23 protein-coding genes and 1 pseudogene are annotated in these 23478 nt (G+C 68.7%); 7 read left to right on the plus strand and 17 right to left on the minus strand.

What is annotated here, in order from left to right:
- Positions 1 to 112: 112 nt before the first annotated feature.
- Positions 113 to 520: a hypothetical protein gene (locus tag V6U86_RS13985; RefSeq protein ID WP_334502978.1), complete on the minus strand. Its 408-nt coding sequence runs from the start codon at positions 518 to 520 to the stop codon at positions 113 to 115.
- Positions 521 to 2016: 1496 nt separating this feature from the next.
- On the opposite strand from V6U86_RS13985, the gene V6U86_RS13990 reads away from it, so the two are divergent.
- From V6U86_RS13990 to V6U86_RS14020, 7 genes are all read left to right on the plus strand, one after another.
- Complete coding sequence (locus V6U86_RS13990) at positions 2017 to 2592, plus strand: hypothetical protein (RefSeq protein WP_334502980.1); 576 nt, start codon at positions 2017 to 2019, stop codon at positions 2590 to 2592.
- 81 nt (positions 2593 to 2673) lie between these two features.
- Entirely contained in the window at positions 2674 to 3396 is a 723-nt protein-coding gene (locus V6U86_RS13995; RefSeq protein WP_334502983.1) for a tryptophan 2,3-dioxygenase family protein, read from the plus strand.
- Positions 3327 to 4562 carry an aminotransferase class V-fold PLP-dependent enzyme gene (locus tag V6U86_RS14000; protein WP_334502985.1) on the plus strand — a complete coding sequence of 412 codons (1236 nt, stop codon included), beginning with the start codon at positions 3327 to 3329 and terminating at the stop codon, positions 4560 to 4562. The genes V6U86_RS13995 and V6U86_RS14000 overlap by 70 nt, the downstream gene beginning before the upstream one ends.
- Positions 4559 to 5812, plus strand: coding sequence for a hypothetical protein (locus tag V6U86_RS14005; RefSeq protein ID WP_334502987.1), 1254 nt, complete (start codon positions 4559 to 4561; stop codon positions 5810 to 5812). Before V6U86_RS14000 ends, V6U86_RS14005 begins: the two co-directional genes overlap by 4 nt.
- Entirely contained in the window at positions 5809 to 7047 is a 1239-nt protein-coding gene (locus V6U86_RS14010; RefSeq protein ID WP_334502990.1) for a nitric oxide synthase oxygenase, read from the plus strand. Before V6U86_RS14005 ends, V6U86_RS14010 begins: the two co-directional genes overlap by 4 nt.
- Positions 7044 to 7535 carry a hypothetical protein gene (locus V6U86_RS14015; RefSeq protein ID WP_334502992.1) on the plus strand — a complete coding sequence of 164 codons (492 nt, stop codon included), beginning with the start codon at positions 7044 to 7046 and terminating at the stop codon, positions 7533 to 7535. Before V6U86_RS14010 ends, V6U86_RS14015 begins: the two co-directional genes overlap by 4 nt.
- A complete protein-coding gene (locus tag V6U86_RS14020) occupies positions 7532 to 9148 on the plus strand; it encodes an oxidoreductase (RefSeq protein WP_334502994.1) in 1617 nt (538 codons plus the stop codon). The genes V6U86_RS14015 and V6U86_RS14020 overlap by 4 nt, the downstream gene beginning before the upstream one ends.
- 374 nt (positions 9149 to 9522) lie before the next feature.
- Here V6U86_RS14020 and V6U86_RS14025 read toward each other — a convergent pair whose 3' ends face one another.
- From V6U86_RS14025 to V6U86_RS14100, 16 genes and pseudogenes are all read right to left on the minus strand, one after another.
- Positions 9523 to 10344, minus strand: a complete 822-nt coding sequence (locus V6U86_RS14025; RefSeq protein WP_334502997.1) for an ATP-dependent DNA ligase — start codon at positions 10342 to 10344, stop codon at positions 9523 to 9525.
- A 140-nt stretch (positions 10345 to 10484) separates the two neighbouring features.
- Positions 10485 to 11462 (minus strand): phosphotransferase family protein, encoded by a 978-nt coding sequence (locus tag V6U86_RS14030; RefSeq protein WP_334503000.1) that lies wholly within the window; start codon positions 11460 to 11462, stop codon positions 10485 to 10487.
- Positions 11459 to 11923 (minus strand): DUF6262 family protein, encoded by a 465-nt coding sequence (locus tag V6U86_RS14035; protein ID WP_334503002.1) that lies wholly within the window; start codon positions 11921 to 11923, stop codon positions 11459 to 11461. The genes V6U86_RS14030 and V6U86_RS14035 overlap by 4 nt, the downstream gene beginning before the upstream one ends.
- Positions 11913 to 14198 (minus strand): tyrosine-type recombinase/integrase, encoded by a 2286-nt coding sequence (locus V6U86_RS14040; RefSeq protein WP_334503004.1) that lies wholly within the window; start codon positions 14196 to 14198, stop codon positions 11913 to 11915. Before V6U86_RS14040 ends, V6U86_RS14035 begins: the two co-directional genes overlap by 11 nt.
- Positions 14195 to 15298 (minus strand): tyrosine-type recombinase/integrase, encoded by a 1104-nt coding sequence (locus V6U86_RS14045; RefSeq protein ID WP_334503006.1) that lies wholly within the window; start codon positions 15296 to 15298, stop codon positions 14195 to 14197. The genes V6U86_RS14040 and V6U86_RS14045 overlap by 4 nt, the downstream gene beginning before the upstream one ends.
- A 128-nt stretch (positions 15299 to 15426) precedes the next feature.
- A pseudogene (locus V6U86_RS14050) lies at positions 15427 to 15639 on the minus strand (ATP-dependent DNA ligase); the annotation flags it as partial.
- A 356-nt stretch (positions 15640 to 15995) separates the two neighbouring features.
- Positions 15996 to 17237 carry a pentapeptide repeat-containing protein gene (locus tag V6U86_RS14055; protein ID WP_334503008.1) on the minus strand — a complete coding sequence of 414 codons (1242 nt, stop codon included), beginning with the start codon at positions 17235 to 17237 and terminating at the stop codon, positions 15996 to 15998.
- A gap of 20 nt (positions 17238 to 17257) precedes the next feature.
- The gene (locus V6U86_RS14060) at positions 17258 to 17704 is read right to left on the minus strand and encodes a MerR family transcriptional regulator (RefSeq protein ID WP_334503011.1); all 447 of its coding nucleotides are present in this window, start codon (positions 17702 to 17704) and stop codon (positions 17258 to 17260) included.
- Between the two features lie 145 nt (positions 17705 to 17849).
- Positions 17850 to 18032, minus strand: a complete 183-nt coding sequence (locus V6U86_RS14065) for a hypothetical protein (RefSeq protein ID WP_334503014.1) — start codon at positions 18030 to 18032, stop codon at positions 17850 to 17852.
- 147 nt (positions 18033 to 18179) lie between these two features.
- The gene (locus tag V6U86_RS14070; RefSeq protein WP_334503017.1) at positions 18180 to 19427 is read right to left on the minus strand and encodes an MFS transporter; all 1248 of its coding nucleotides are present in this window, start codon (positions 19425 to 19427) and stop codon (positions 18180 to 18182) included.
- On the minus strand, positions 19427 to 20845 hold the full coding sequence (locus V6U86_RS14075; RefSeq protein ID WP_334503020.1) for an FAD-dependent oxidoreductase: 1419 nt from the start codon (positions 20843 to 20845) through the stop codon (positions 19427 to 19429). The genes V6U86_RS14070 and V6U86_RS14075 overlap by 1 nt, the downstream gene beginning before the upstream one ends.
- Before the next feature lie 77 nt (positions 20846 to 20922).
- The gene (locus tag V6U86_RS14080; RefSeq protein ID WP_334503023.1) at positions 20923 to 21420 is read right to left on the minus strand and encodes a GNAT family N-acetyltransferase; all 498 of its coding nucleotides are present in this window, start codon (positions 21418 to 21420) and stop codon (positions 20923 to 20925) included.
- On the minus strand, positions 21420 to 21746 hold the full coding sequence (locus V6U86_RS14085; protein WP_334503026.1) for an ArsR/SmtB family transcription factor: 327 nt from the start codon (positions 21744 to 21746) through the stop codon (positions 21420 to 21422). Before V6U86_RS14085 ends, V6U86_RS14080 begins: the two co-directional genes overlap by 1 nt.
- A gap of 12 nt (positions 21747 to 21758) precedes the next feature.
- A complete protein-coding gene (locus V6U86_RS14090; protein ID WP_334503028.1) occupies positions 21759 to 23015 on the minus strand; it encodes a M28 family metallopeptidase in 1257 nt (418 codons plus the stop codon).
- Positions 23012 to 23272: a hypothetical protein gene (locus V6U86_RS14095; RefSeq protein ID WP_334503031.1), complete on the minus strand. Its 261-nt coding sequence runs from the start codon at positions 23270 to 23272 to the stop codon at positions 23012 to 23014. Before V6U86_RS14095 ends, V6U86_RS14090 begins: the two co-directional genes overlap by 4 nt.
- Positions 23273 to 23294: 22 nt before the next feature.
- On the minus strand, positions 23295 to 23444 hold the full coding sequence (locus V6U86_RS14100) for a hypothetical protein (protein ID WP_334503033.1): 150 nt from the start codon (positions 23442 to 23444) through the stop codon (positions 23295 to 23297).
- Positions 23445 to 23478: the final 34 nt, after the last annotated feature.

A 23478-nucleotide genomic window follows, 5' to 3' on the forward strand; every position in this document is an offset into this window, starting at 1 on the left:
TTACGTGGGATGTTTGAGGTGTGTGTCGGGCGCCACGCACTAGATGAGCCAAAGTCGGGTCGCAGCGGGGCGGCAGCCGATTGCGCACGGAGCCGTGGCGCAGTCCTGACGCTCAGACGGCCCGGTTCCAGAGATTGCGCAATGGTGCCCATGTTGAACCCAGGCCGTTAGTCCAGTAGGCCAGGAAGACTCCGGCGATTGGCTTGGTGGGCTCGCTCCACCAGACTGCGGCGATGGTCTGTCCGGCCTGGGGTCCGGACGGGACCTTGTATGCGTACTCGATGTAGTAGGCGTCGTTCGACCTGATGTTGCGTGTGGTGGGCGGGGTGGCCCCGGGAGTGAGTTGTGGGGCGTTGGCGGCCTGGGCGGCGTATCTCGCCTGCGCGGCGTCTCGGTCGCCGATCGTGCGGTAGGAGATCCAGTAGGTGGTGACGATGCCGGCAGCGCAACGGGTGCGGCTCTGCTCTCCGGTGCCGGTCTGAGGGCCGCCGGTGCTGGTGTCGGCGATGCAATCGCTCACGTCGCCCAGCCAGGGGGCCGCGAACTCCGCAACCACCGGTGACGGGAACCGGCCCTTATTCACGACGGCTTGGCGCTGAGTAAAGAGATCACCACGGGTTGTCGGATGCTCAGGATGAGCTGTGGCTGGAGTCTGTGGCTGCGGTGAACCGGTCCATAGCCCGCGACCCAGAGTGATGAAAACAGCTACGAGAACCGCGAGGGCGGCGGCTACAGCAAGTACCGGCCGTCGCAACCTTCGCCTGGTTTCGGACTCGAGTGTCGCGTTTGCTGACGTGTGCGAGCGTGCGCTTGCTGCGCCGACGCCACCAATGCTATCGGCTCCTGGTGGAGGAGATGTCGGTGTCAGGGCTGGCGCCCGGCCAGGCGCGTCAGCCGGCACGTCATCCTGTGCTGTCGGCCAGATCGCCTGGTCCGGGCGCTGCTCTGTCACTGGTTACCCTCCTGAATCGCGTGGACGCTCGGATACGGAAGTTCGGTGTTCCCGGCGGTCAGTCGGTTCGTCGGCGACGACCGGCTGCGACCAAACCGATGCCGGCGACCAGGGCCGTTGCCCCGATTCCGACGATCGGGGCAACGGCCGAGCCCGTAACGGGCAGCGACGGACCAGACGGCCCGTCAGCGGAGTTCGTGTCTCTCCCCGGTTTGTCATACCGCGCCGTCGAATCTTCGCCGTCGGTCGGGCCCGTCGATGGCGCAGGAGAGCTACGGGTCGGTTTTGGTGCCGGCGGCGACTTCGTTGGGGGCTTGCTCGGCTCGGGCCCGGGGGGTGGTGTGGTGGGCTCAGGGTCGGGCGGGGGAGTGGTTGGCTCTGGATCAGGCGGTGGCTCGGTCGGCCTGGGCTCCTGGCTCGCGGTGGGGTCAGGTGCCGGCGGCTCGGTATCGGCATTGGACCGGTCCGGCTTCGGCCTGGCTGGGGCCACTGCGGAGGTGGTGCTGGCCGGGGTGGGCTCCGCCGAGGCAGGCGCAGCCAGTGCGACGCCTCCGGCGAGTAGTCCGGCCAGGACGAAAGCGAAGCGTTGAACGTCGCGGACCTGTTGGTGTCTCACAAAATGCTCCCCCCGTTGATGGCGCCCGTGTGGAAGATGGGCGCGTTTGTTCGGCTGTGTTCTAGCCGATTCGGAACGCTAGCGGAGCGAGGCGGATCGAACTAGATCCTGTTGATGTAGCCGATCGCGTTTGCGACCCGTTTCCGCTGCACAAGGCGGTGTTGTCGGAGCTGATGGCTGCGTTGAGAATCGGCTAGGTGTGGCCGCATATGTGGACACGGTCCGCCATCGCGTGCTGAATTTGGCGTGCTTGGCATGGTCCCCGAAACGGGGGGAGGGGCCATCGTCAACCGTTCGCGCAACTGTGCGAACTGGCTATTCCTGCACCCCCCGGATAGGTGCGCCCTGGATTATGGATCTGCGTTGGAACTTAGCCCTCTCGCAAGCGACGAGCCGTCGCTCTCGACGACGCCAACTCCGCCGTCTTGCCGGAATCTGGCTGGCGACGATGACGATGCTCGCTCTTGGTGCCTGCGCCCAATCCGAGCCGACGCCGGCAACGACCTCCGTCCCCGGCAGCCCGTCCACCACCGCGGGTGCTGGCTTGTCGGCTTCTTCGGCGGCGGGTGGGGTGATCTACCGTCGAATCGATAAGGCCTGTGAGGTGCTGGACCCTGCGCCGCTGCGGGAAGTCTTCGGCGAGCCCGGTTACCAGCAGGACGAGGTACGGCAGGTTGGCACTACCGCCAACATGACGTGCGCAATGGCCCTTGGAAAGTCGCCCGGAGGGGCCGTGGTGACGCTGCTGGCTACGGTCGGCGGCCCTGCCTCGGGCCACATCATGTACGAGGGACTGCGCGGCGTCCAACAGGACAGCGGTGCGATGAGCGACGTCGCTGGTCTGGGCGCTGGCGCCTACAGCTACACCGATGAGCTGACCGGCACACACGTCGTGGTCTACGACAACAACCTGTACCTGACCCTCGGCGCTGCCCCGCTGCGTTCCGGCGCCGCCACGCCAGGCGATCTGGTGGATCGCCTGACACGGGTCGCGAGTGCCGCCCTGTCCGGCCTACACGGCTGAGCTCCCGCCGCCCGAAGCGCCTCTGCGCGCTGCTCGTCGACCTGTTGCCGTTCACCCGATCACTGTTTCGGAGGACCGACTGTGGCCACGACACCTTTGCCGGCCGTGCTCCCCGGTACCGGGACGACCGACTACGCCCGCTACATGCGCACCGATGACCTGCTCGCCCTGCAACGCGGCCCTCGCGAGTGGGTGCACCCCGACGAGCTGCTGTTTCAGGTCGTGCATCAGAGCAGCGAGTTGCTGCTCAAGCTCACGCAGTCGCAGCTTGCCCGGTCCCTAGACCACCTGGCGGTGGATCAGCCCAGCGCGGCTGAACTCCTGCTGCGCCGCGCTGCGCTCGGCTTGCACCTGATCACCGAGCAGCTGCAGATGCTGCGGCACCTTCATCCCGCGCACTTCGCGGTGATCCGGAGCGCCCTGGGCACTGGTTCGGGGTTCGAGTCACCCGGATGGCGTCTGGTCCGGTCGGCGACGACGGAGTTGGACATCGCCTTTAGTCGCGTCCTGTCCTCCCGGGGGCTCACGCCGCTCGACCTGTATCAGGGTCAGCCGTCGGATCCGCTGTACCGGGTGGCGGAAGCGCTGGTGGAGTTGGACGAGCGGATTGCGCTGTGGCGCACCGAGCACTACAGCGTCGCCACGCGGATCATCGGTCACGGCGTTCTCGGTACCCGAGACACGCCCGTCGACAGCCTGATGCGGCTGATCTCCCACCGCCGGTTCCCCACGTTGTGGGAAGCGCGTTCGGATTTGACCGAGGCCAGCCCTCGGGGCCGCGCCAGCAGGCAGGTGGGCCAATGATCGCCCTCCCTGCCAACCCGCTCGTCGAGTTGCGGCAGCGTTTCCCGACGTTAGCGCACAGCGTGCATCTGGCGACATGCAGCGTCGCACCGCCCAGCACCGCCATGGATCAATCCCTGCACCAGATGCTCGACGACCTCGGCCGGCCCGGGTTCTGGACCAGATGCGAGGAGCAGTTGTGGCAGGCCCGGCGGGGCTTCGCCAAATTGATCGGCGCCGACATCGATCAGGTCGCGGTCGTACCCAACGCCAGCATCGCCGCGTATCAAGCCAGCGCGGGAGTGCGATGGCGCCGGCGCCGCGCACTGGTCACCACCACCGCGGAGTACCCGGGCGTCGCGCACGTGTGGCTCGCCCAGCAGGCCCGCGGGGCGAAGGTCCGCTGGTGCGGTAGCCCCACCGGCCAAGCCGCCACGAGCGACTACCTCGCGGCCATCGCGGCCCGAACGGCGCTGGTGTCGGTGCCCGCCGTGACCTACCGCGACGCGACCCGCCTCGACGTGAAACGCATCGCCGAGGCGGCGCACGCCGTCGGCGCCGCGCTGTTCGTCGACGCCTACCAGGCCGCCGGCAACACACCGATAGACGTCAGCGAGATGGGCTGCGACTACCTCGTTGCCGGCACGGGCAAATACTTGCTCGGCCTGCCCGGCTTAGCCCTCATGTACGTTCGCGACCCGTCGGGACCTGCGCCAACATTGACCGGCAGGTTTGGTCGAATCGCACCGGCGGCGTTCGATCCCCTGACGTTGGACTTCCCGCCGCACGCGCGCCGCTACGAGACGGGCACACCCTCGGCCGCCGCGACCTACGCCGCCGTCGCTGGCCTCCGCATGATCAACCGACTCGACCTCGTCGCGGTCCGCCAGCACACCCAACGTCTGATCGCCGTTGCTGCTGTCCGCCTGGCCGAGCAGGGAGAGACGGTTCGCCTAGCCAGCACGGCGGATGAGCAGGGCGCTCACTTGGCCCTCGTGGAGCCGCACGCCGAGGCGATGACGGCGTGGTTGGCGCACCGCGGCATCACCGTCGCACCCCGTGCTGGCGTCGTCCGCTTGGCTATGCACGCCTACACCACCCTCGACGACATCGATGCGCTCTGCGCCGCAATCGAGTCCTACCGAACGAGGTCCCGCAGTCGGCAGCGGACCGGAGCATCACGATGAGCCGGCCTGAACCGCTGCGCCTGTGGCTAGAACAACGGCGCCCAACCACCGCCCGCTTCCCCTTCACGACCGTGGTCAATGCCTACCAATACCACGGCAAAACCTTCGTGCCCGAAGAGTGGACTCGGCTGCTCACTGCCGCCCGGGAGCGGCTCCCCGAGGTCCGCGGCGCGCGCCGCCCGCAACTATCCGCGTTCCTGAACACCGCGCTCGACAAGGTCGACCGCCGATACGACTACCGCACGTACCTGGCTCTGAACCTGCTGCCGATCATCGACGCCGACGAACCGCCGGCGGACGAGCTGCGGTTGCTGACCCGCCGCGATCGGCTGCACGTCCACCTCCTGACCGACCTGATGGCCTTCGAGCTCCAAGCCATCAGCGGCGCCCCGGTGCCGCTGCCGCAACTGCGCCCCGGAGCACCGCTGGTAGCCAAGCGCCTGCGCCACGCACTGCGCGCAGCGATGCCCGCCCTGCGGCGGCTGCGACTGACCGACTCGGTAGACAGCGGCGAGCACACCACCATCGCGCGGCAAATGATCGTGGCCGTCGACCGGGACCTCAGCACCAACGAACGGTGGTCGATACAAGTCAGCATGCTGCCGGTCTGGATCATCCATGACGAGTGGATGTTCATCCGGGTCCTGCAAGCCTTCGAGGCATCCTTCGCACTCCTCGCGGCGGACCTGCGGGCCGCCATCGCCAACGTTCAGGACGGCCGTATACAACTGGCCGCGCCCCGCCTCTCCGCTGCGGCGGCTCTGCTGCGGGAGACCGCCCCACTGTGGTCGCTGATGGCGACCCTGCAACCCGAGGCGTTCCACCGGTTCCGGCGCTACACCGAAGGCGCGAGCGCCATCCAATCGCGCTCGTACAAGATGCTGGAGTCTCTGTGCCGCCTTCCCGATCCTGAGCGTCTCAACTCGCCCGCCTACCTGTCGGTGCCCGAGGTGCGATCCGAAATCGACGGCGGCCAGCTGAGCCTCGACGACGCCCTCGACGCCCTCAGAAGAAGCGGCGGGTATGCGGCGGAGTCACCGGTGATGGCTGCCGCCATGCGCAACTTCGCCGCCGCCCTACGACAGTGGCGCCAGACGCACTACCGCCTCGCCGTCCGGATGCTCGGCCCGGACCAAGCCGGCACCGGCTACACGCAGGGCACCTCCTACCTGGCTGGCACCCGCCATGAACCTGTGTTCAGGCACTGCCCTCGGCGCGACGGCGACACCTCCGCCGGAGCCGACACATGAACACCATGACGAACCCCGTCGCATCACCGCAGAGTGCCGTGCTCACTGAGGCGTACGAATTCCTACGCCTGCGGCACCACGAGACCGGGCAGCCCGGACTCACCCGCCGGTGGCGCGACGTCCGCGCCGAGATCACCGCGACCGGCACCTGGCGACACACCACCGACGAACTGACCTACGGCGCCCGAGTGGCATGGCGCAATTCCGCCCGCTGCATTGGCCGGCTGCGCTGGCAGAGCCTGCAAGTTCACGACTGCCGCCACGCCAGCGATGCCAACGCCGTGCGTCAAGCGTTGACCAACCACTTACACCGAGCGACCAATGGCGGACGTGTCCGGTCCGTCATGACCGTCCTCCCGCCCGTACCGCAAGAAGGCCCCGCGCCGGTCCGGATCATCAACCCGCAGCTCGTCCAGTACGCCGCTTGGCCTAACAGTGGAACGGTCCTCGGCGACCGCGCGAACCTCAACCTCACGCGACTGGCGACCACCCTGGGCTGGGCCGGTCCGCCCGAGCGCGGCCCGTTCGACATGCTGCCCTGGATCATCGCAACCGACGACGGCCGGCTGCACGCGCTGCCCTTCGACCAGGCCGCGATCCGCGAGGTTCCGATCCACCACCCGCAGCACCGATGGATCGGTGAACTCGGGCTGAGATGGCCGGCAGTGCCCGTCATCAGCCACATGCTGCTCTCCATCGGCGGCGTGCAGTACCCCGCCCCGTTCTCCGGCGTCTTCATGTCCTCGGAGATCGCAGCCCGCAACCTCGCCGACGCCGATCGGTACCACCAGCTCCCCGCCGTCGTCAACGGCCTGCAGCTCGCCGACGACGACCGGCTACGACAAGACAAAGCGCTGCTCGTGCTCCAGGAAGCGGTCCTCTACAGCTATGACCGCGCCGCCGTCACCATCACCGACCATCACCGCGAGAGCGAGCACTTCGCCCGGTTCGTGCGCCGCGAAGAGGCCGCCGGACGCGTCGTCGTCGGCGATTGGACCTGGCTTAACAGCTACCCCATGACCCCACAGGATCCGAGCTGGGGGCGCTACTACAGCAGCTTGACCCTCCGACCAGCCCTCTATCCGGATCCCGCCGCATCCGCGTTCCCTGCCGCGGCCGGCTCCCTATGCCCCCACTCGGGTTCGACAGCGACCGCCGCCGAACCCGACAACCAGCGCGCCGCTCCCTCCACGGCCGCTGTCGTCTATCCGCTTACTGCCCAGGAGGAGCAATGACAGCAGTAATCCAGCCGAGGTCCGACAACGACCGCCGGCCCACACGCAACAAGATCCGGCGTGGCATTGCCGCAGCAGTCGGCCTGATCGCCATGGCAGCCACGCTCACGGTGTCGGCGGCGCCCGCGCAAGCGGCAAGCGGATGCCGCAGCGCGCCGTACAGCGCCAGGTTCGGCCTGTCCGATCCCTTCATGGCGTTCGACGGCGTCGAAGTCGCATCGGCCCCGTACGGAGGCACGTACCGCACCACCACCCAGTGCCGCGACATCCAGGTCAAGAACACTGGAAACGGCAGCTCCGACGGCGCTCCGTTCCACGCATGCGTCGTCTACTCAGGCCGGGCAACGTGCGCGAACGGCTGGACCTACGTCGGCCCGGGACAGTGGAAGAACTTGGCAACCAACGTCAAGGACGGTACCCGCTTCAACATCTGGATCTCGGTCAACCTCGGCACGTACTACGGCGCACAGGCGGTCGGTGACTGGTGATCGACCGAACTGCCGTCTTGAACGGGCAGCAACGAGCCCAGACGGTCGGCGACGAGCGGGCAGTCCCGGGGCCATCGCCCGGGGCTGCCCACCCGGCAGACGGCGAGACAACACGAACACCGGGAGACCTTCGAGGAAAGTTCGCCGTCGTGACCGGGGCGAACACCGGACTGGGCTATCAGACCGCTCGCCAACTAACGGCGATGGGCGCGACAGTAGTCCTGGCCTGCCGACATCCAGGCCGCATGCGCACCGCCGCAGATGCCATCCGTAACGAACAACCGGAAGCTGTCATAGGCGAGGTCACACTAGACCTCGGAAGCCTACGATCAGTCAGAAGCGCCGCCCGACAGATCGCCGACACCTACCCACGACTAGACATCCTCGTCAACAACGCGGCAGTGATGGGCGTTCCCCAATGGACAACTCTGGATGGATTCGAAACCCACTTCGGCGTCAACCACCTGGGCCACTTCGCCTTCACTGGACTGCTCTTGGACAAACTACTCGCCGCACCAACAGCGCGGATCGTTAGCGTCAGCAGCATCGCTCACCACGCGGCGCGACTCGACCCGCTAGATTGGCCGAACCCAACCAAATACAAGCCGCACCGTGCCTACGCCGCGAGCAAGCTCGCGAACCTCATCTATGCGTACGAACTCCACCGACGTCTAGCAAACGCTGGTTCTGCTGCGCGTAGCATCGCCTGCCACCCCGGCTGGTCGGAAACACAAATGCTTCGCAAAGCATCTAGGCTCTCGGGACATCGTCTCGGTATGACCGCGTGGCTACGACTACTCGCTGCAATCGTGGCGCAGCCACCGGAAGGCGGGGCACGCCCAACCCTGCACGCCGCGAGCGGCGACGTGCACTCCGGTGCTTATGTCGGCCCGACTCGCATGTGGCATACACGCGGTCCAGCCGGCCTTGACCGATCCAGCGACGACTCCCGTGATGTCACGGCGGCGCAGCTGCTGTGGGACCTGTCGACGGAACTGACCGGCGTCAACTACGGCGCCCTCGCCGTCAACGAGGTGCCGGTGGTTCAGGCCGCCCAAGTCGTCGGGCCTGATACATCGGCACCGGCATGCGGCTCCGACCGTCAGCGCATTGCAGCCCAAGAGTGCCCGGCATCGCCGGAAAGCACCATATCCGCGATCCGTCCGGCCAGTGGAGCAGACCTGGACGCAGTGGGGCAGCTGCACCAGGCATGTTCGGCCCGCAGCCGACAGAGGCGCTACCTAGGTGGAGCTTCCCCATCCATCGGGAGGCTCCGCCACCTGCTAGAACCTACCCAAGGGCTAACCCTGCTAGCTACGGCCAAGCCCGTCAACGGTGTAGAGCAAGTAGTAGCGATGGCGAACCTGATCACTGAAGGCGACGAAGCTGAGGTTGCCCTACTCGTCCGCGACGACTGGCAGCGACGTGGCCTCGGGGCGGAGTTGCTGCGCCGCCTAATCCAAAATGCCCGCAGCGTAGGGTGTAGAACGCTGGTTTTCCACGTTCATACCGAGAACACTCCCATGCTAAAGATCATCGCCAAACTCGGCATGAATTTAACCGCTGAGCGAGACGGGTCGCTGATCACGGCAACCCTCTTGCTAGACGGCTAGCTTCGGAGGCTGCCGCGACTGGGTCCGCTCACTCCCCGGATCAATGGAGGGGGCGGACCCGCCCGTGGTGTCAGCGGCTCAATCACATCGACTTCCGGCCATAGAATTGGTCTGAGCGGGCGAGATCGCAATGCCTTGACGCTCGATACCAACTGCGGCGTCAAGGGCATACATGCCTAACTTAAGATTAAGGTTGAACGCCATCTCTCCTGTCCTAGGACGGTTTTAGATGCTGTGACGAGGGTGACGAAAAGCCTCTTCGGTGTGGCTAGCGTTGTTCGATTCACTTGCCGGATTCCGGGCGGCCACCTTCGCCAAAGCACCGCTATTCGGGCTGCCGGGCATATGAGAACGACAAGCCCTGCTGACGCCCCCTACGGCTCCCCGAAGTAGCTCCCCTCCTCGCCGAGCAGCAGCGGCACGTCGAACACCGAAACGTCCTGCCGGGCCCGCGCATATCGCACTCGATGCCGCCACCGCCCGTGCTCGAACGCGACGTCGGCATCGATCTCCGCCACCACCAGGGGCTCCACCTGCACGTATCGCAGTGGCTCTGACCGCTCCAACTGCCCCGACCAGGCTGCCGGTAGCGGCTCCGGCCACGGGTGCACCACGGTGGCGGTGCGCTGCTGCAGAGGGTTCAGCGGAAACAGCATCGCGCCGAGCTGCTCCTGCTGAGCGTCGGTCAGCGGGTGGGTACGGCCGGTGTACCGCAGCCGCCCCCTCCGATCGAACCGCCCGAGCAGCACGGTGAGAGGGTTGCGGATGCTGCCGGTCACCCCGCCGACGATCGCCTCGGTCACGAGCCTGGTTCGAAACTTCCACCAGCCGCGCCGGCCCGGCGTATACCTGGAGTCCAGCCGCTTGGTGACCACGCCCTCGATGCCGGCCGCGACGGTCCAGTCCACCAACCAGTCCGAGACCTGCTGCATGTCGGTCGTCTGCGGGGTCAGAGTGAGCTGCGTTGGCGCGTCGACGAGCAATCGCTCCAACCGGGCCCGGCGTTCCGACAGCGGCAGGCCCAGGACCACCTCGCCTCCGGTGTCGGCCAGCAGGTCGAACAGCACGTAGTGGGCCGGGTAGTCGTGGGCCAGGCGCAGCAGTGCGCGGCCGGCGGTGACCCGCCGCTGCAGCAGCGCGAAGTTCGTCCGACCGCGCTCCCACACGATCAGCTCACCGTTTATCTGCAGCTGCATCCGACCGCAGGCCCGTGACCTGGGGCGCTGCGTCGTAGATATGTCTAGAATCGGGCGAACATAATGGGCGAAGGACTCTCAGACGCGCGTTGGGACAGCGTGGTCACCGCCTCCGGTTCTGCGTCCAGGTCGCGGAGGCATCAGATTGCGGCGAGTGCCTTGGTGATGTTCCACTCGGCCAGGTCGAGCATCCATTGTCGATCCGGGAAGTCGGTGTCCGCGATGCGCAGCGGGCCCTCGATCAGCGACAGCACCTGTGCGTACCGGTAGAACTCCAGCCTGTCCGGGTCGAGATCGACCGGATGCAGCGCTGGATACGCCTCGCCGAAGCGCATCTGCAGCCAGGCGTGGTCCCATTCGACGTCGAAGTAGGCCAAACCCTCGTAGTCGATCATGACTGGTTCGCCGGCCGGCGTGACGAGTACGTGATCCGGTCCGAGCTCACCGTGCACCAGTGCGTATGCCTGTCGTGGCGCCACCCTGCCGTGGAGGTGATGCACATGGGCGGCGATCCGGTGATGTGCATCCGCCAGCCGGGGGTCGCGGGCCGCTGAGACGTCAAGGTGGCCGAGCGCCCGGTCGGCGATGATGTCCTCGGTGCGTCGAGTCTGGGAGGCCTCTCCCCGGGTGATGGCCGCGAGCTTGCCATAGTGCGGGCTGAAGGTGGTGTGCATGCGGCGCAAGGCGTCGCCGAGCGTAGATAGCGGCGCGGTGGCGGCGGCGGGATCGCGTTCCATTAGCGCCTCCAGCCGTAGCGTGCCGGCGTCTTCAAGCAGCGCGATGTCGGCGTCGAGGTAGCGGCCGTCGCGGTCGAGCATGATCAGACGCGGTATGCGCACACCGGCGGCGGCGAGTGCCGCGTGGTTGGCGGCGAACAGTTCCGCGCCCGACGCGTCGGTGAACGGGTCGTCCGGGACCGTCGGTGACGGTGGCCAGTAGTTCTCGCCCGCTGCCCACACATACAGAATCACGGTTGTCTGGTCGTCGAGGCCAAGCCTGTAGACGCCCTTTTTGCTGCCGCCGGTCAGCCGGTCCAGCCCAGTAAGCCGGCTGTTGGAGCCGAACTGCTCCGCCACCAAGTCGTGTAACTCATCCGACTGCAGGAACGTCCGCGTCATGGTCGCCTCTCGTCGGGTCGACCGGCCATGCTGCCTGGCGAAGCAGCGCCGCGCAATCGAGTTACCGCGGCGGACGACTGACCGGAGGTGTCTCGCAGCGCGCCATGCACAGCGGCAAGCTGCTCTCGCAGCTCGGCGACCTGCCGGGTGAGTTCTTGGTTGCGGCGGTGCGCCGCCTCGAGACGTCGTACCAAGCTGGCCTCGCTGGTGCGCTGGCGTGCTGGGACGGCGACGCCAGTGGAGCGGTTGTTGATATCGCGTAGCCGTTCCACTGCTGCTCGGACGTCGGCCTGGCTGTATAGCCAGGCCCGGCTGACCTTCGCGGCCGCAGCGACCTTGGCGTAGGTGACGGGTTCGCCGGTGGCTTCAAACTGGCGCAGTGCCGTTCGGGCCCGGGCGAGGGTCTGCTCGTGTCGCCGACTGGCCGCCACGATGAGCCGATCTGATGCCTCAGCTGGCATCGCGATGCGCCCCGCCCGTAGCGATTGCCTGCTTGATCTGCGCGATGCGCGCGTCGAGCTGCTCGAGTACGAGCCGGTTCTGATCGGCCAGCTTGGTCTGCCCTCGGGCCTCGAGTTGGGCGATGAGCGTCAGCGTGCGGTGGCGGTGCGCCTCGTGCGCGGGCAGGTCTTCGCTGGTGGTGATGAACACCGGGCAGGACAGGCACTTGTTGGAGTGGTCGCAGGTCTGTTGACGTGGAAGTCCGCAGTGCCCGTTCGGTAGTGCGGTGCGCGACCGGTTCGCCCACTCGATGTCCGCCGGTAGCAGGTGCTGCAGGTCGTCGTCGTTGTCGCGGGCGGCGTCCCATTCGGCGCGGATGGTGGTGTCCAGCAGTCGGGCGTAGTGGGACGCCATCTCGAGGCTGGCGTGGTCGAGCAGTTGTTTGACGACTTCGAGGCGGACGCCGCGGTTGACCAGGGTGGTGGCGAACGTGTGCCGCCACTGGTGCGCCGTGATGTGGGCGGGACGTCCGGCTTCGTCGGTGATCCCGCACTTCGCGACCCATGCCTGCAGCTGCAGGTTGTAGGTGCTTCGTTTGAACGGGAGAAGTCCGTGGGGGTTCAGCTTGTTCGCGGGCACCAGCCGCAACGCGTCAACGGGCAGGGTCCGGGGAGCCGGCTGGCTGAGGTATGCCGCAGTCTCCGCCGGGTACTGCTCGCGCACCCTGGTCTGTTGTTCACGGATCTTGTCGAGCGTCGCCGCGCTGATGGGGACGTAGGCTTCGCGGCGCATCTTGTGGTTCCAGTACCGGAGGTAGGGGTTGTCGTCGCGGTCGCGGACGATCGGGTCGTAGCCGAGCGCGCAGGCGTCACCGACGCGCAGCCCGGTGGCCAGCATGAGCTCGGTCAGGAACCGGCCGTCGGGTTGGGGCCAGCGGGGCAGGTGCGCGCGGACCTGGGTCATGATGTGGGCGTTCAGGCCGCGGGCGCGAAGCGGGATCGTTCTCGGGTAGTCCGAGGCGTAGATGACGGCGTTGCGGGGCAGGTCGGGCGCCCAGTCCTCGTGGTCCTGCAACGCCCGGAGGAAGACCGCCAGGGCGCTGATGCTGTCGCGGATGGTGGCGCTGCTGCCGAGCTGCGGTTGCTGGTGTAGCCAGGCGATGTGCTGCTCCAGTGCTGGGCGGGTGAGCTGGCGGATCGAGTAGCGCGCTTGCCCGGTCGTGGTCAGGAAGGCCGAGAGTCGGCGCAGCGCCAGCAGATCGGCCGACACAGTGTTGATCGATTTCTCCTCGACGGTCAGCCGCCAGTGCAGCCACCGCTTCGCGCAGTCGACGAGCCAGCGCTGCTGGATGTCGGTGAAGTTGAGTTGCCGTGACGCGGCGGCGGGGATATAGCCGAGACGGCGCAGCTGCCAGACGTCACGGGGATACTCCCGCTCCCAGCCCGACCCTTCGATGAGGTCGGTGAGCTGCTCGACGGCGAAGCTGAGAAACGCGGCGGCGTTCTTGAACTGGTTCGGGTCGTTCAAGTAGCTCCGGAAGATGGCGGTCCAGGAGGCGCGGTCGTGTTCGAGCAGGGTCGTCGCGCCCCGCCGCACAAGCATCCGCACGGCCTGGCTGCAGCTGTGGGAGCCGGGCGGGAACCCGAGCTCGTGGTTGCGTTTCAGCGCGTACTGCAGCTCAAGTTTCAGCTGGCCGGGCAGTCGACGGAAGTCCCAGCAGGGGTCGCCGTAGTTCATCACCTCTGCCTCGAACTCCTCGTGCGTCGGCTCGCCGCGGGCGCGCCACCGCCGGTGATGCACGCGGCAGTAGAGCGAGCCGCCCTCCGCGGCCAGCTCACAGTTCGGCAGCCGGCAGGTGGACTGCGGGCCGTCGGTAACGACCACGGTGGTAACCCAGGTGGCGATCGGCGGGCGTTTCGCCGCCTTCCACTGACGTGAGTGCACCGGGCAGAGGTCGTCCTGAGCGCGGCCGCGCCGGCAGGCTGGCACGAGGCAGCTGGGAAGGATGTGGTGGTCGCGTAACGCCGATTCGGTCGTTGTGACGAAGACGTCGAGCTGAGGGCGGCCGAGTCTGTGCCAGCGCAGGGCGTGGCCGTTGCACATGCCGTTGTCGATGGCCTCCCGCCGGCAGCGGGTCACGGCGCAGACTGCCTCCATGTGTTGCGGCCGGACGTAGATCAGCGGCTCCCGGCGCCATTGCGGGGGAACGGCTTCCTCGAGCAGCACTCGCGCTCGCGCCACACGCTCGGGCAGCGGTTCGCCGGTCGGCGCACCGACCAGATCGTGTCGGTTCACTGCGTCTCCGTCTCGCCCAGCAGGCCGGCGCGGTGCAACTCGTGGCGCACGTCTTCGATCGTCAGATGCGCGTAGGTGTCGATGGTGGTGGACACCGAGGCGTGCCCGAGCAGCTTCTGCACGATCTCTGCCTTCACGCCGGCGCGCAGCAGCCGAGTGGCGTAGGTATGCCGGAACGTGTGAGGAGTCGCAACGACACCGGTCGCACGCGACAGGCGGGTGAACAGGTCCGCGACGGCGCCGTAGGTCAGCGGCCGGCCGACCGGCCGCGACCACAGCCCGACGAAGACGTAGTCGCTGTCCAGGTCGCCGTACTCGCGATGCAGGTACTCGGCGTGCAGCCGGAACCAGCCCGAGTCGACCGGGACCTGCCGCTCCCAAGTCTTGGCGCGAGCGCCATTGGCGTTGTCGCGGGCACGGACGTCCACCACGCCGTCGGCAGTACGGATGTCCTCATGCCGCAGCCCTAACGCCTCCCCGATACGCAAGCCAGCTTCATTCAGCAGCGTGACCAGTACCCGGTCACGCAGATGCGCGCAGCCGCCGATAAAGGATGCAACCTCTGCCTCGGTCAGTGCGCGCGGTACTCGCATCGGCTCCCGCAGCCGCAGGTCGCTGCGCATCGGCCGAGCCCGCCGCACATGCGTCAGAAACGGCCGGAAGGTACTGCGAGTCGTGCCCACCGGCCGGGCAGCGCCGCGGATGACCGAGGCCATCGTCACGCCGTGCCGGGCGTGGAACTCATAGAAGCTGGTGACCGCGGCCAGCTTGCGGTTGATAGTCGACTCGGTGCACGCCGATTGCACCGATGGCAGCACGGCGATCTCGCCCGCACGCGCCGCCGGTGGCAATCTCAACCACGGCTTGAACCCGGCCAGTTCGTCGTAACGCAGCTGGGCCCAGTCCAGCCCACGCGATGTCAGGTAGGTGAAGTAGTCCTTCAGGTCGAACGCGTACGCGCGGACCGTGTTCGGTGACCTGCGCTGGTCAGCCAGATGAGAGAGGAACGACTCCACCGGCGGGACCGGCAGATGGTCCGAGCCGAGCAACGTCCAGGACAGCTCTGAAGCGGCTTGCGACACCACTCGCTGAACCCGCACCCAGCTTCTCCTGCCGTCGTGGACACAGCGAGGCTGCGGTGTCCACGACAAAGGATGAAGCAGCTCAGACGGCCCGTCGCGGACAAACTGTCCGACGATCTCTGACTGGAGATAACACCGTCCAGCACGACCCCGGGCTGGAGCGTGCGGACGGCTCGGGTGATGTCCGGGAAGTAGGTGGTGAGGTTTCGGCCAGCCCGCGACTGCAGGTACACGCCGTTCGACTCCCGAAACGCGATACATCTCCAGCCGTCCCACTTCGGTTCGTGGATGAGGCCGGGAGCGTCGGGCACCGCGTCTACCGGGGCGGCGAGCATCGGCATGACCGGCCGGCGCAGCATCGAGTCCGAAGCCGCGCTGGCGCGGTGCCGGGGCGGACTCACCGCCCGGGTCGCCTCTGAACCGGCTTCATTTTCTGCCCCCAACTTAATCGTGGGGGAGTCGGCAGCCCGCCGGGTGGAAGATCCACAACAAGGAATGAGGGCGGTGTCCTGAAAACCGATTAGCCATCGGGAATGGTTGCTGCGTGCTGATTACCCCGCTGCCCGGCGTTCATCGAGGCAGCCTCCGCCGACGCAGGCTGCGAGTCGGCGGGAAGCGGCCGGACCAACGCTGGTGGGCTTCGGAAGCCAGTCCAAACTCCCCCCAACCTCGGAATTGGCCACTGAGCAAACCTGCGAAGGGTGCCCTGATGTCCTCAACACGGTGTCGGCCGGGCTACCCCGTTGGGTAACCGGGTGTCGTCGTCGGTCTTGGCGCAGGTCAGTTCCGCGTCGGTCAGGTCCGCGAGGGCCAGGTCCGCGCGGGTCAGGTACGCGCGGTTGAGGTTCGCACCAGTTAGGTTCGCGCCGGCCAGATTCGCGTCGGTCAGGTCCGCGAGGGTCAGCTCCGCGTTGGTCAGGGTCACGCGGGTCAGGTTCGCGTCGGTCAACTCCGCGTCGGTCAGGTCCGCGTTGGCCAGGTACGCGCCGGTCAAGTCCGCGTAGACCAGGTACGCGTCGGTCAGGTCCGCGTCGGCCAGGTTTGCGTCGGTCAGGCTCGCGTCGGTCAGGCTCGCGTCGGCCAGGCTCGCGTCAGCCAGGTGCGCGCGGGCCAGGTACGCGCCGGCCAGGTACGCGCCGGTCAAGTCCGCGCCAGCCAAATCTGCGCCGGCCAAGTCCGCGTGGGCCAGGTCCGCGCCGGACAGGTTGGTGTTAGTGAGGTCGAGCGGGGCGGGACGGGGCGTGAGCCCGGCCGGGCTGCTGCTGGCATGGGTGGCATTGCGCCGTCCCAGAACAGTCAGCGCGGCCTGGATATCGACCGGCGGCCGAGGAAATGAAGCCACGGAGTTCGGCGCCGGGGCTGTGGCCATGGGGGTTGGCGCGTGCCGTCCGGCTTTGGGTGCGTGGACTCGGACGAACGCGGCGAGGATGTCGACGACGGCGCGCTGGTCCTCGGCCGAGTCACGCATGATGCGCTCCAAGGCGTAGATGGCGCCGAGGCGTACGTCTACCTTCTCTGCGCCGGGCTGGCCGAGATGCTCGACCGCTTTGGTGAACCGGTCGGTGATCTGCCCTTGTGCGGTGAGTTGCTGTTGCTTCCGGTTGGCCTCGTTCGTGACGTATAGGCCAACGGCTACGAAGAACACCGACAGGATGCTGCCGACGGCGGTTACGAGGCCACCGATGGCTACGAACCGTTGCCATGGGTCGGGCTTGACGTCGATCGGCCCCGCCAGGACGAGTTCCATCCGAGTCGACACCGGTCCGGAAGGACGTAGCACCCGCGGTGCCGCCGGGGCCTGCCCTACGAATTTCCAGTGCCGGTTAGGAGCGGACACACCACCACGGTGACGAGTTTCAGTGATTCGCTGATCACGGGGCGTCGACGGCATGGTTCCATTGGAGCCCACCTGGGCCAACTGGCAAAACCGCCGTACCAGGTACTCGGTCGCACGCATGAAGGGTACCGTCGGCCTGGTCATCGGTCTTCGGCATCGAGGGCTCCTGTCACGGCGATGGTGGCGAAAGGGATGGGGCAGCACGGTTGGCCGGCGCACGCGACGAGGTCGTCGCAGCCGGCGTCCACCGCGGCGCGCAGTGTGCCAGCGATGATCCGTAAATCGGCGATCTTCGCCTCGACCTCGGCGAGCTTCGCGTGGGCGCGGGCTTGCAAGCCGGCGTCGGGGCGGCGGCCGTGGCGGTGTTGGCCTGCGTCGAGCAGGTCGGCAACGTCGTCGAGGGTGAACCCGAGCCGCTGCGCCGATTTGATCACTTTCAGCACGGTGACCGTTTCGGCGGGGTAGAGGCGGTGCCCGCCCAGGCTGCGCTGTGGTTCGGCGAGCAGGCCACGGCGTTCGTAGTAGCGCAGCGTCTGCGGGTTCACCCCGGCCGCGGCGGCGACCTGGGCGCTGCGCAACCCGCTCACGCCGTCATCCTGGCGGCGGCCTGCTGGGCGAGCGCGTCGAGGACCTCGACGTGCGCGGCTGGCACCTGCACGTCGAGGCGCAGTCCGCCAGCGTCGCCGGCGATGGTGAAGGAGAAGAAAGAGCAGCAGGAGCTTTCCCGGCCGGTCAGGTCCCGGGCGGTCGTCTCGGCGGCCGGGTCGAGGTGCCACCGCAGGAGGTGGGGGACAGCCGTTGCTGCTCTCGCAGGGCGGTGGTGAACAGGTCGTCGAACTCGGCGAGCCGGAGCGGACGTTGCACGCTCGGCAGGGTGCCTGCGTCGGGCACCCACGTGCGGTCATCGCTGGTCATACCGATGACGGTAAGCCTGTACCCGGGTACCGGATGCAAGCCCCACGTGCGGCGATCTCGTCGACAGCTTGTGGAACCCGGCCAATCCGTTGAACGCCAGAACGACCTGCACGCCGGCGATAGTTGCTCACCCGGGCCGTATCCGGCTTAACCGGTTGCGGTTGGCGGCGGTGCGCCGATGAGTATGCCGGTGGCGGCGAGGGCGCAGCATCCGGCGACAGCGGTGAGCAGTGGCGTGTATCCGGCGGTGGTGTGCAGGAGTGCGGCGGCGGCGAGGGGTGCTCCGGCTTTGGCGATGGTGACGGGGGCGGCGAGGCGTCCGGCGATGGTGGCGTAGGCGGTGGTGCCGTACCGGTCGGTGAGGAGGGCGGGGGTGGCGAGGCTGGTGATGCCGAAGCCGAGTCCGAAGCCGATGACGGTGATGACCGCGCCGGTGCGGGTGCCAGCGAACAGGGGCATGGCGAGCACAGCGGCGGCCTGGGTGGTGAAGACGGCGGCGACGATGGTGGTGACGCGTAGGTGTCGGCGGGCGGCGGTGAGGACGAGTCGTCCGGTGACGGACAGGACGCCGAGCAGTCCGGTCATGGTGGCGGCGACGGTGGCGGTGTGGCCGCGGCTGGTGAGGTAGCCGATGAGGTGCACGGTCATGGTGCTGGTGGCCGCGCCATGGGCGATCAGGGTCGCGGCGAGGATCCAGAACCGGGTGTCGCGCATCGCCGCCCTTGCGACCGCGCGCCGACGGGTGTGCCCGGCCAGGCTCGGGGCGGCGGGCGCGGTCATCGCTGCCAGTGGAGGCCGGCGGATGGTGAACGCGTGCAGGGGCACGGTGACCGCGCCGTGGATGGTGGCGAGGACGAGTAACGCGCCGCGCCAGCCGAGGTGGGCGGTCAGGAGGCCGGTCAGGGGCATGAAGATGGTGCTGGCGAACCCGGCGACGATGGTGACGGCGAGCAGGGCTGTGGCACGCCGGTCGGCGGTGAACCAGGCGACGATGACGGCGAACGCGGGTTCGTAGAGGACCATCGCGCCGGTGACCCCGATGCCGATCATGACCGGGTAGAGCTGTTCGATGGTGTGGACCTGGGACCAGGCGATCAGCAGGGCGGTGGCGGTGATCGATCCGGTGGTCATGAGGGCCCGTCCGCCGTGGTGGTCGAGCCACCGGCCGACGGGGATCGCCGCGAGTGCGCCGGCGAGGACCGAGGCGGTGAGCGCGCCGGTGACGGCGGTGGTGGAGGTGCCGAGGGTGGCGGCCATTGGGGTGAGTAGGACGGCGTAGGCGTAGTAGAGGGTGCCGTAGCCGATGGTGGAGGTGACGGCGGGGGCGGCGACGATCCGCCACCCGTGGTGCCCGCCGACGGCTGCGTCGGCGGGCACCGTGATGGTGGTGGGCATCAGCTGCCGCAGCAGCCGCCGGCCTGCGCGTCGGCGGGCGCGGCATTGAGGCTGACCAGGGTCAGCGGCGCGGCGAGCAGTCCGCCGGAGATGCCGGTGGCCAGGCCTCGTCCGGTGCTCTGGGCGGCCGGTGCCGGCCCGCAGCAGCTGTCGGCGGTGGCGGACTCGTCCGGGTTGCTGTTGCACACCCCGGTCTCGGGCAGGTCAAGTTGGACGTCACGGGCAGCGCTCCAGTCGCCGGCGAGGGCGGCGACGACGGAGCGGACCTGCTCGTAGCCGGTGGCCATCAGGAACGTCGGCGCCCGCCCGTAGGACTTCATGCCGACGGCGTAGTAACCAGGCTCAGGATGGGTCAGCGCGTCTACTCCGTGCGGGGGCACGGTGCCGCAGGAGTGCTCGTTGGGGTCGATCAGAGGGGCCAGGGCGCGGGTGGCGCCCATGACCGGGTCGAGGTCCAGGCGCAGCTCGGCGGCGATCGAGTGGTCGGGGCGGAACCCGGTGGCCGCGACGATCCGGTCCACGGTGGTCTGCTCTTCACTGCCGTCGGCATGGCGCACCAGGACGCTGACCCGGCCGTCGGCGGGGGTGAGGGCGTGCACGGAGAAGCCGGTGAGCAGGCGGATGCGGCCGGCGTCGACGTGCGCGCGTAGCCGGGAGCCGAGCGCGCCGCGGGCGGGCAGGGCATCGGCGTCACCGCCGCCGTAGGTGCGCGCCGGTGAGGTGGTGCGGATCGCCCAAGTCACGGCGGTGCCTGGATGTTCGGCGGCGAGGTCGGCGAGGGAGAGCAGGGTGTTGGCGGCGGAGTGGCCGGCGCCGACGACGAGGGTGTGCCGGCCGGCGAACCGGTCCCGGCCGGTCCCGAGGACGTCGGGCAGCGCGTGCTCCAGATACCCGGCGACGTCGCGCTCACCGCGGGCGGGCAGCCCGGAGGAGCCGAGGACGTTCGGGGTGCCCCAGGTACCGGAGGCGTCGATGACCGCGCGGGCGAGCACCTCCTGGCCATCGGCGAGGCGGATCAGGAACGGCGTGGACTCACGGCCGGCGGTACGCAGGCGGTCCAGGCCGAGGCGGCTGATCGCCTCGACGCGGGCGCCGTAGCGCAGGTGCGGCTTGAGCTGCGGCACCTCCGCCAGAGGCTGAAGGTAGCCGTCGGCCAACTCCGCGCCGGTAGGAAGGGCCTCCAGGTCGGGGGCGACCCACCCGGCGTCATCGAGCAGGCGGCGGGCGGCGGGGTCGATGTTGTAGCGCCAGGGGGAGAAGACCCTGACGTGGCCCCACTGCCGCACCGCGGCGGCGGGGGTGTCGCCGGCTTCGAGGACGGTGAAGGGCAGGCCGCGCTCGTGCAGGTGCGCGGCGGCGGCCAGGCCGACCGGTCCGGCGCCGATCACCACGACGGGCAGATCGTTCAGGGTGCTCATCAGGTATCTCCTCTGTGTCGAGAGTTGTCGAATCAAACAGGTGCACGGCGGCCGTGCGCCTTGGGGCGAGGGGTTGGTCAGGTGACGACGGGGCTGCGGCGCTCCAGCAGGATCACGTCGCGCCACCGGCCGTGGTGGCGGGCGATGCGCTCGCGCACGCCGATGACCCGGAAACCGGCGCGCTCGTGCAGGCGGAGGCTGGCGGTGTTCTCGCCGAAGACACCCGACTGGATCGTCCAGACGCCGGCTGCTTCGGTGGAGGCGATCAGGGCGTCCAGCAGGAGGCGGGCGATGCCGCGGCCTCGGGCGGTGGGGTCGACGTAGATGGAGTGCTCGACCACGCCGGCGTAGACCGCACGGGCAGAGGTGGGCGAGACGGCAACCCACCCGATCACCGTGGCGTCGCCGTCGACGGCGACGAGGCGGTGCGCGGGCAGTTTGCCGGCGCCAAACTGCGTCCACGTCGGCGCCGTGGTCTCGAAGCTGGCGTCGCCGCCGTCGAGACCAGCCTGGTAAATCGCGAGCACCCGCGCGGCGTCGCCGGCCGTCATGGGGCGAACGGTGATGTCGGCCATCAGCACGCTCCGTTCGGGTGGGGGGCGGGTCGGCCCATGACGACGTCGGCGGCGGAGGGGAAGCAGTCGACGCAGGCGTCGTTGATCCGGTAGTGCCGGGCGGTGCCGACCGCCTCGACGAGGACGAACCGCACGTCGGTGAGGATCTTCAAATGTTGGGAGACGGTGGACTGGGCCAGGCCGACGGCGGCGACGATCTCGCCGACGCTCATCGGTCGGGCGTGACGGGCGAGGTACTCGACGATCTGAACCCGGGTCGGGTCCGCGAGGGCCCGGAACCACGACGCGTACTGCTGCGCGGTGCTCCGGTCGAGCAACTCGTCCACACCCCACCCCTTCTATCGTTTATCGCCGATCGACGATGAAACTGTAGCGGGTGCGGGAGCCGCGAGACAGGCGGTGGCGACAACGAGGCGGGCGATCGCTTCGAGGGTGTGCGAGTCGACGCGGTCCGGGGTGTCGGCGGGGCTGTGGTAGCCGGCCATGCCGGCGCCGATGCCCACCGCCGCGAGACCGGCGGCGGCGTAGCGGCGGTTGTCGGAGGCGACCGGCCCGGCGGCGAGCGCAAGGCCGGTGTGCCGCCCGGCCTGATCGAGCAGGGCGAGCAGCCCGTGGGCCGGCCCACAAGCCTCGACCGCGGCGGCCTGGTCGAGCAGCCCGGCGCCGTCGACGTTGATGACCAGCGGCCGAACGTCACCGGCGTGCAACTGGCGGCTGTGGTGGGCCGAGCCCAGCGCGCCGACCTCCTCGGCGTCGAGCAGCGCGACCGCCACCCCAACTCCCGCTGGGCGGGCGGCGGCAAGGATTTGGGCGGCTTCCAGGACCACCGCGACGCCGCTGGCGTTGTCCGACGCGCCGGGCTGACGCAGGCCGGGATGGTCACCGACGCCGTCATAGTGGGCGGTCAGCAACACCTTGATCCCACCCGGCGCCGCCGCCGGAAACCTCGCGTGGATGTTGGTGCCGGTCACGTCGCGGCGGCGCAGCGGGGTGTTCGCGCTCCACCAGCCCCCGCCGGTGGTGGCGGCGGTGAGCACGGCGTGGTGGGTGTCCGCGTTGAGGGTCAGGATGGGCAGCGATCCCGGGTCCGGGCCGGCGAGGACCGTGTACTGCCAGCCGTCGGCGTCGGCGGCGCGACTCACCAGCAGACCCGCGGCACCCCGGGCGGCGCGGGCGGCGTCCGAGAGGTTCATGCCCGTGGGCACCACCAGCCACCGACCGCTCGGGTCGCCGCTGCCGGCCACGCCCAGCGGGCCGCGCCTGACCTTGAGGGTGTCGGCGGAGGCCGAGTGGACCGCCACCTCACGGCCGAAGACCAGCCGCGTCGAGGTCTCACCCTCGCCCCAGACGACCATCGGCGCCGCGTAGACCTCGGGCACGGCGCGGACCGGGAAGTCGTCGGTGTTGACCGTCGCACCGAGGTCGGAGAGCTGCGCGGCGAGCCAGGCGCGGGCGGCGGCCCCGCCGGCCGTGCCGACCCGCCGGCCGGTGAAGTCATCCGCAGCGAGAGCAGTGACCGTGGCGGCCATCCGCTCGGCTGACACCAGGGGCAGGATCGCCTGCAGGTGGGCGGCCGATCCCGATGGCGCGGTCATCCGCAGCACCCCTGACCCGTCGTGACAGCTTCGGTCTTCGCCTCGGTGCCGCAGCAGGAGCCGGCCGCTTCGGCGGCCTGCTGGCTGCCACAGCACGGCCCCGCCGCTGGCGACTGCCCGGCGGGCGGAAGGATCGAGCCGACCGCCTGCGCAGGGCTGCCACAGCAGGAACCGGAGCCGGTCACGGCCAGGGCGGCGCCCGGATCACCGGCGAACCCGCCCGCCGTCGCGGGGCTGATCTGCGTGTTCTCGCTCATCACACAACCTTTCGATCAGGGGTTACCGGGTGCCCATCAGGGCGTAGGCGTTGTCACGGACCTGGTCGAAGCGCCGCTGCGCCCGCTGCGCCGCAGTGGACACCCGCGCACAGGAGTCACAGAACCGCGCCCCCGCCTGGGCTTTCGCCGTGCGTCGTGCTGTGCCGAACATGACGACTCCCCTCCACGACGCCTGTCTTGACGTC

The organism is Micromonospora sp. CPCC 205558 (genome assembly GCF_036902955.1).
Lineage (GTDB): Bacteria > Actinomycetota > Actinomycetes > Mycobacteriales > Micromonosporaceae > Micromonospora.